This is a genomic window from Alteromonas sp. AWJ4_197, assembly GCF_056160285.1.
Genome location: NZ_JBSWWW010000003.1, coordinates 593,734 through 600,777, shown reverse-complemented (window position 1 = coordinate 600,777; position 7,044 = coordinate 593,734). Strand labels below are relative to the sequence as shown.

5 protein-coding genes and 1 rRNA gene are annotated in these 7,044 nt (G+C 46.6%); 1 reads left to right on the top strand and 5 read right to left on the bottom strand.

Features of this window, described 5'->3' with window-relative positions; translation table 11 throughout:
- Positions 1-95: ribosomal RNA gene (rrf, locus tag ACXAGC_RS09235) — 5S ribosomal RNA — on the top strand; the annotation flags it as partial.
- Positions 96-191: 96 nt separating this feature from the next.
- Here the strand turns inward: rrf and ACXAGC_RS09230 are convergent.
- The 5 genes from ACXAGC_RS09230 to ACXAGC_RS09210 form a co-directional block, all read right to left on the bottom strand.
- Positions 192-1,007, bottom strand: a complete 816-nt coding sequence (locus tag ACXAGC_RS09230; RefSeq protein WP_474844145.1) for a hypothetical protein — start codon at positions 1,005-1,007, stop codon at positions 192-194.
- Between the two features lie 113 nt (positions 1,008-1,120).
- Positions 1,121-1,660, bottom strand: a complete 540-nt coding sequence (locus ACXAGC_RS09225; protein ID WP_474844144.1) for an acyloxyacyl hydrolase — start codon at positions 1,658-1,660, stop codon at positions 1,121-1,123.
- Positions 1,661-1,838: 178 nt separating this feature from the next.
- Positions 1,839-4,913 (bottom strand): error-prone DNA polymerase, encoded by a 3,075-nt coding sequence (locus ACXAGC_RS09220; RefSeq protein WP_474844143.1) that lies wholly within the window; start codon positions 4,911-4,913, stop codon positions 1,839-1,841.
- Entirely contained in the window at positions 4,914-6,314 is a 1,401-nt protein-coding gene (locus ACXAGC_RS09215; RefSeq protein WP_474844142.1) for a Y-family DNA polymerase, read from the bottom strand.
- Positions 6,307-6,993, bottom strand: coding sequence for a hypothetical protein (locus tag ACXAGC_RS09210; protein WP_474844141.1), 687 nt, complete (start codon positions 6,991-6,993; stop codon positions 6,307-6,309). Before ACXAGC_RS09210 ends, ACXAGC_RS09215 begins: the two co-directional genes overlap by 8 nt.
- Positions 6,994-7,044 lie beyond the last annotated feature (51 nt).

Genomic DNA, 7,044 nt, shown 5'->3' with positions numbered 1-7,044 from the left:
GTACCACCTGAATCCATTCCGAACTCAGAAGTGAAACGCGTTAGCGGCGATGGTAGTGTGGGGTCTCCCCATGTGAGAGTAGCACACCGTCAGGCTCCCAATTCGAAGAAGCCCGCTCATCTGAGCGGGCTTTTTTCGTTTCTGACTCAAGCATCTATTTGTGTAATACAAGACTCTTCAATTCGTTATGGTCACTCACTTCTGACATAAGCTGACTGAATATCTTTGATCAGGTTTTCAGGATCATGAATACCATACTTCAATTTCAATTCATCAATACGTGATTCATTGCCGGTCAGAAAGTCATTAATCTGTTTGATAAGCCCATGTTGCTTTATGCTCGCAAGCTTAAAACCAACGATATTGTGTGGCAGAACCGGTGACATAGTGAATTCGCCAATCGTGGGATTTGCTTCAGATAAATAGCTGGTAACGAAATAATCGACTTCTGCCACATCGGTTTTACCCTGCTCAACCAATTGCAGCGCTGACAGGCTGTCCTCAGTCTCTACAAAATCAATGTCACCGTTTTTCTCTTTACCCTTCCAGTCAAGAGGTGTGAAGCCAAATGGTAAACTCACTTTTGAAACTTCATTGATTTCCATGTTCACATTGGTGCGTTTAATAATTGCACCGCTTAAGGTTTTAACCACATCCACAGAGTAGTGTTTTTCAGTTGATTCAGTAATACCCGGATGAAAGATTGGGTTGTCTGGATATATCAAATCAACCGTGCCTTTAGCCAACTCTATCTGCAGGCGTGGAACAGGCATTGTCTGATAAATGAATGTATGACCGGACTCACTGGCATAAAGCTCGAGAACTGCCCAGATGAAGCCTCTGTCCTGATCTGAGGTGAAATTATAATGAGGGTAATAATCAAAGTTTTGCAGTCCTACAATGTAGGTTTCTGCCTTTGCCGGCGGGCTTGGATTAACAAAGGATGACAAGAGCAAAGCAACTGATGAAAGGCGCTTAAGCGGCTGTTTATTATTTTTAAATAACACTGTTCATGCCGGTGCTTACTCTGATTAAGAGTGCTTGAAAATTGACCATATTTTATGGATTCAATGCACAATTGCAAGTGCCGGTTTACAAACCGGCAACAAGATCTATGTAATTAAAAATGGTACGAATAAGACACGTTCAGGAAGTCCAAACCTGGATTATCACTGTTCAGGCCGCCATTAGAATAGTGCATGTACCTCAGAGCGAGTTGATTGACTTCTTGTTCATCTAAACTAAGGAGTAGTCCGAGACGATCTTCAAACTGATAATGTGAACCAATGTTCTTTCCGGCAAAATGACGGTCATTAACCAGACTTGCCCCGATACCTGCTTCAAGATACAACGGATACTTGTCGTATACCGTTGAAATTTGCTTTACCAAAACCGGAGAAAGCGCCAGTGCCAGATTGGTGTCGTGATCATTATAACGGCCGTATTCCCAAACATTAAAGCTTGCCTCCCAATATAGTTTGATGTCTCCAAACCAGTCGGTATACAAAGATGTGGTAACGGGACGGTAAGCAACTCTGACACCTTTAATGTCATCAAAGCCATGAAGATAATCGATCGCTACAGACTGGCCTGCCATTGAAGAGAATGTGATGCCGTACAAGAACGCGGCAAATAAACTGTATCTGAAAAATGAAAACATGTGTTCCTCCTGAGTATTGCAACATGTTTGTGTAAACACGTTTGCAAAATGCTCACCAATAAAAAATGCGCCAATTTACAGGGAGATAAATGGAGGTTTGAAAACAAACATTCAAGGATGTTTGTAAGTTAGTGTAAAGCTAAGTAAATCTTTCATAGTAGAAAACAGCATAAAAAGTTTAGTGGAAGTTTCTTGCTCCTGAATTCAATGTATCCAGCCAGCTACTTCTGTCAGTCAGCTTTCCCGCAATAATGTGAATAACCCCTTCGGGTGAACGTTCAAGAATGCCATCAATTTGCAGGATCTGTGATTTGAGATATGCCTGATGCTGATGTCTGGCGGTAGCTTGCCAGACAACCACATTCATGTTGCCGGTGTGATCTTCAAGGGTAAAAAACGTCGCGCCGGATGCCGTGCCGGGGGCTTGTCTGCATGTAACGCAACCCAGTACGTGTACTACAGATTTGTTGGGTCTGTTAATTAACTCCCGCGCCAATGTCAGTTGCCTGACAGAATAGTCTCGCAGGATAAGCTCAACCGGATGTTGCTTTAACGATAATGTTGTTGACGCATAATCTTCCAGCAATGCGTCTTTGTCATCCGGTGCAAAATCGAAGGGCAGTTGCTCATTCTGGTCAGCGAATAAAGGCATTGTGCTGTGCTTATCCATCATTTGCCATCTTGCACGGTAACGATTACCGGATATGCTGAAAAAAGCATCCGCACTGGCCAGAGAGGACAAATCAGATTCCGTCAAACCGGACATCTTAAGTTCAGTTAAACTCCGGTAACCTTCTTCAGGTCTCTTAGATTCAAGCAATACAGCGCCATTTTCTGATAATCCTTTCACCAGTCGTAGTCCGAGCCGGATTTGCTTAATCCCTGCCTTCAGCTCTATCTTGTGATCAAAGTCCGACGCATTTACACAGACCGGTAAAACAGTGATCTCATGATGTCTGGCATCCTGAACCAGTTGTGAAGCCGAATAAAAGCCCATAGGTAAACTGTTGAGCAGGGCAACATAAAACTCTGCCGGGAAATAGCATTTCAACCAGCAGGATACGTAGGCCAGTACAGCGAAAGAGGCTGAATGCGATTCGGGAAACCCGTAACCCCCGAAACCTTTTATTTGTTCAAAAAGCTGTTCCGCAAAAGCCGGTTCGTAGTTCCGTTCCGTCATGCCTTTAATCAGCCTGTCCCGGAATTCGTAAATGCGGCCATCTTTTTTCCAGCTCGCCATAGCACGGCGAAGCTGATCGGCTTCCCCGCCCGAAAAGCCGGCAGCGACCATCGCCAGTTGAATAACCTGTTCCTGAAAAATAGGCACGCCCATGGTTCTGGATAGTACCTGTCTGACTTCCTCTGACGGATAAGATACGGCTTCTTTGCCATGACGACGCAGTAAGTAAGGATGCACCATATCGCCCTGTATCGGCCCCGGCCTGACGATAGCTATCTGTACGACTAAATCATAATAACAACGTGGCCTGAGCCTCGGCAGCATGGTCATCTGTGCACGGGACTCAATCTGGAATGTACCCACTGTATCGGCTTTACAAATCATATCGTAGACTTGCTGATCATCGCCCAGTGCGGTGATAAACGGTATCGATACCGGCACCGGAAACTGACGGTTTAGCAGGGCGAAGGTCTTCCGGATGGCGGTTAACATGCCTAAAGCAAGTACATCAACTTTCAGTAATCCTAAGGTTTCTAAATCATCTTTGTCCCATTGAATGACTGTGCGGTCTGCCATCGCAGCATTTTCAACAGGTACCAGTTCATATAACGGACCGGCTGAAATGACAAACCCTCCCACATGCTGAGACAGGTGCCTCGGGAAACCCGTAATTTGTTCAGTTAAGCTGATTAACTGACTCACCTTAGGGTTTAGCGGATTTAAACCGCAGGATTCAATTTGAGTTTGCCAGGGCACGGCTCTGTCGCGCCGGTTTATATTTTTAATCACATAATCCAGTTGGGATTCGGGAAAACCCAGCGCCTTACCTGTTTCGCGAAATGCGCTTTTAAACCTGAAGCTGATTACTGTCGCTGCCAGCGCTGTGCGTTCACGGCCGTATTTGCTGTAAATATACTGAATGACTTCTTCCCGCCGGCTGTGTTCAAAATCCACATCAATATCCGGCGGCTCATTTCTTTCTTTAGAAATGAAGCGCTCAAATAACACATTAATCTGTCTGGGATCGACAGCGGTGATTTCAAGGCAATAGCACACAACCGAGTTCGCAGCAGAGCCACGACCCTGATACAAAATATCGTTCGCGGCAGCAAACTGAACAATGTCGTAAATGGTCAGGAAGAAATATTCGTATTGCTGTTCCTCAATCAGTGTCAGCTCCTTTTCTATGATGGCCCGCACAGAGTCAGATATCCCTTCCGGAAATCGCCTTGTAATGCCTTCTTCGACGCATTTCCTCAGCCAGCTTGTTGCGTTATAACCAGCCGGAACCAGTTCCGCAGGATATTGATATTTGAGTTCGTCAGGACTGAATACACATTGAGACGCAATTCTGGATGCGGTTGCAAGCCAGGCTGCCGGATACAGCTTTTGTAATTTACTAAGCGGACGGAGTGCTCTTTCTGCATTTGAGACAGCATTAAGACCCAGTTTTTCTACCGTGGTATTTTCTTTCATAGCATGCATGACATGTTGTAATGCAAGCCGCTCGCTGTGATGAAAAAGGGCGTGGGTACACGCTGTTACCGGCAATGATAAACTATCATGAAGTGCTTCATACTGAGCGAAACGAAGATGATCTCTGCCATCAAGGTGACGGACAGCGCCGATGTATGTTCTTTCAGGATGAAAGCGTTTGAACCATTCTCCCCAGCGGACATTTTCTTCATCACTATGGTGAGGAAGCCAGATGATAATACAGTGCCGGACAGATTTGATATCCCACTCTGCCAGCGCATATTCTCCTTTGGGACTGCGTCGTCTGGCATTGGTGATGATACGGCACAGTTCGCTCCATGCTTTTTTATCCGGGCAGAGCAGCACAAATTGCAATGATTCGCCGAAATTAAACAGGCTTCCGCAGATCAGTTTTACCGGTAAGTGATGGCGCGATATTTCGCTGTGCGCCCGCACAATACCAGCCACAGAACATTCATCAGTAATAGCAATAGCCTGGTAGCTCAGAAACGCTGCTGTGGTTACCAGCTCTTCCGGTGAAGACGCACCATAAAGAAAACTGAAGTTACTTTGAGTAACGAGTTCTGCATATTGCATTCAGGCATACCAGCCGCTGATGTACCATCCACCCTGTTCCCTGAATATCTGCATGCGCTGACCGTGTTGATTCAGCGCGATGAAGTAATCTCTTTGTTCCGGTGCATTGTCCCACCAACCGCTTTCTATTCTCACTGGGCCGAACTCAATTTTAGGCGTTCCTGTCAGGCGTTGTGGCTGAGATAAAATAAAGGCAGGAATATGTTGTGCAGCCTGTTCACTGAAAGCGTGAGAGCGGGGCGCTTTTGCCATCGTAAACCGGTGGTCCTCCGGCCAGGCGGCGTCAGAAACTGCCTGATTACCCAACCGGGCGGTGAGTTTACTCAATAGCTGCTGGCGGGCGAAGAAATGCTTCCTGGCATTAAAAAAGTCGGCTTCAGTACCGGCATATTCATTAATTTCACCGGCACATAACGTGAATTGAATAACCGGCTCAGCCAGTTCTGTCGTTTCCAGTTTAAGGGCAATCAGGTTCGCCCATTCATCAAAGCTGAAGCGAAGATCTGATTTTCTGATATCCAGCGTTACAGGGTCTGTTTCTCTGTAACAGAGGGTTAGGATGAGCCACTGCGTGCCGGCATTCCGGAGTCGCAGAAAAATGCCTAAATCCTTCAAAATTTTACCGAGGTACGCATTCAGTTTATCTGTACCGGTTACTTCAAAAGGCAGAATAACCGTTTGTTCGAAGGTCGCAGGCGGATGATAAAACGGTCCTGCACGATAACTGTCTCCTTTCAGTGAGAACAGATATTTAAGTAAATCGCTGTTAAAGCGCTTACCAATTTCAGTGGCAGGTAATTCAAACAGGGCTCCCAGGTGTTTTATGCCCGCTCTGTATAACGCATGACTCTCTTTCTGACTGAGCAGTAATGCAGAAACGGGAAGTTCATTCAGGGCCCGGAGAATTGATGCATTCTCCAGCAGCAGAATGTTTGTTTTTTGCCTTGCAAGTACGCGGGCCGCGTCCGGGCTCCATGCTGAAGCATAATGGCACTGTATGTTGCGTGAGAGGATCACTGCTTTTACGGCCTCCCATATTTGTTCGTAGCTGCCGTAATAGCGCACCAGATTATCGATACGTATTGCCAGTCCATCCGGCGGGCTTACTGATATCTCAGCGACACACTCATAAAGCTGAGAGGCCAGATTTTTCAGTAATGACAACTCCATGGATTCATCGTAATCGATGAGCTCCAGGTTTTCACATAAGGCCGCGGCCTGAGCCAGTCCCATTTCCTGCTCAATGCCTGCTGCACGGGCAACCCGGTTTAACTGAATGAGGGCATTGCGTTTCTGGTGGTAAACCGCAACAGGTAAACTGTTGTCAGTGGCTCCTGCATGCAGTGCGTTATCCAGCGTCAGCCGGTAACAGTATACATACAGCCAGCGCTGATCAGCCATGACGGGCACCATCCTGCTCCGGCAGACGGTTAAAGCGGGACATTGCTGATGCAATAGCACTGTTATCCGGCGTGTATTTAAAGCGCTCTTTTACTCCCCGGACTGGCCAGCCTTTCAATTGCTTATTGATATTCACTTCAAAACCTTCAGTTGCCGGCATAAAAAGTAAATCTAAGGCGATGGGAAGCGGGTGTTGTACATTCACAGGGTGCTCGAAAAGTAGCACCATACATTCATGCTGAGCCGCCGCCACCTGAAGCCGCCGGGCCTGTCCGGGGAGGATAGATTTTGTCCAGCAGCACACGAGTGAGCAGGCATCAGATTTGATGGCTTCTTCCGTTGCCCAGCCACTCAAATCATCCGGTGCGGTGACAAGTTTGCAGTCAGAAGGATTTAAGCCGGTCCGGTTCAGCCAGGGGGCGGTAAGCATACCGGGCGCATTAATAAACACCGCCAGCGTTTCAGCTTGTAATGAATTGAATACAGATTTAAGAAATGACAATTCACCGCAACCCGGCAGACACACGATGCGGATTACCCCGGATGCAGGGAAGCCTCCAGACAATGCTGAATCAAAATGAGTGAATCCCGTCGCAAGCAGACGGCTTTGTTTCATCTGAGCCTGACTGCCACGCCAGACTCCGGGGTGCATTTCAACCAGAGAAAGCGAATTTGCCATAATAATTTACCTGTATATCTATACAGTATTATAGGCAGAAATAAACAGTGA

Bases quoted from the DNA above. Each gene is read 5' to 3' on its own strand.
- ACXAGC_RS09225 (WP_474844144.1), bottom strand. From the start codon at position 1,660: ATGTTTTCATTTTTCAGATACAGTTTATTTGCCGCGTTCTTGTACGGC.
- ACXAGC_RS09220 (WP_474844143.1), bottom strand. From the start codon at position 4,913: ATGCAATATGCAGAACTCGTTACTCAAAGTAACTTCAGTTTTCTTTAT.
- ACXAGC_RS09215 (WP_474844142.1), bottom strand. From the start codon at position 6,314: ATGGCTGATCAGCGCTGGCTGTATGTATACTGTTACCGGCTGACGCTG.
- ACXAGC_RS09210 (WP_474844141.1), bottom strand. From the start codon at position 6,993: ATGGCAAATTCGCTTTCTCTGGTTGAAATGCACCCCGGAGTCTGGCGT.